Annotated in this window: 1 pseudogene; it reads right to left on the reverse strand. The window is 48.5% G+C overall.

The features are described 5' to 3' along the window. Nucleotides 1-693 precede the first annotated feature (693 nt). Nucleotides 694-876 (reverse strand): annotated as a pseudogene (locus BG32_RS05325) (hypothetical protein); the annotation flags it as partial.

Here is an 876-nt window from a genome sequence, read left to right on the forward strand (position 1 = left end):
AAACCGTCCTTAGTCCAAGAGCATGGACCCGTCCTTCGAAAGAGCCGCTGGGTGCTGCTGAAAAAACGTCCTTGGTTCTTCGTTCCGACGCTACGCGTCCAGGTTCTTGGTTCTTCGTCCGGGACCAGATCCCGAAACAAGTTCGGGATGACCCTTAACAGAGGTTCCAAACAGGAGCCTGAACAAGATTATTTCAGGACAGGCTCATTGGTATGACAACTAACGGTTATTGTGAAAAGGCTAGATTCTGTCATTCCAACAAAGCTCCTGGTCGGAATCTGGATGCTCTTGCTTCACAGCAATCCCCAGCGAACGGTGACCACTCTCTTGGTCTTCCTACCTCTGACCACTGACCTCTACCCTCGGTTTCCCCCTTCGACCCCCAGATCCTTAACAGGAGCGCTTCAGGATGACTAGATGAGTTGGTTCTGATCAGAGTGCTTCAGTTTGCCAGACCCTAGACCCAAGACCGGCTATCAATTCCGTCATTCTGAACTTGTTTCAGCATCTTGAGCTTCCTCTTTCTCAGATCTTGGCTTTAGAGAACTACGGATCATTGACCTTCAACTCCGTGACTTCACAGCGCCTGGCAAACAGCAATAGTTAGTTTCACTCGCGAAGAGTTCATCTCCTGTGTTTGTGTAGCTGGTTTGCTATTCTCCGTTCTTCATTCTGCCAGGAACGGTATGTTTCTCATACTTCTTTCTTTTCAAAGACCTTGTAATCAATTACGGTTAGCAGTACTGTCGCTGCCAGCAATGAGACTAGATAGATCCAGTCGATAGTTCCCTTCTGAGCCACACTCGATCCCAGTATAAAAGGATAGGGATTCAGCCAGGAGAGTGCGTCAATCATGCCGAGTATTGGCAATCCTAG

Origin of the sequence: Mesotoga sp. HF07.pep.5.2.highcov, assembly GCF_003666285.1 — a bacterium.
Lineage (GTDB): Bacteria > Thermotogota > Thermotogae > Petrotogales > Kosmotogaceae > Mesotoga > Mesotoga prima.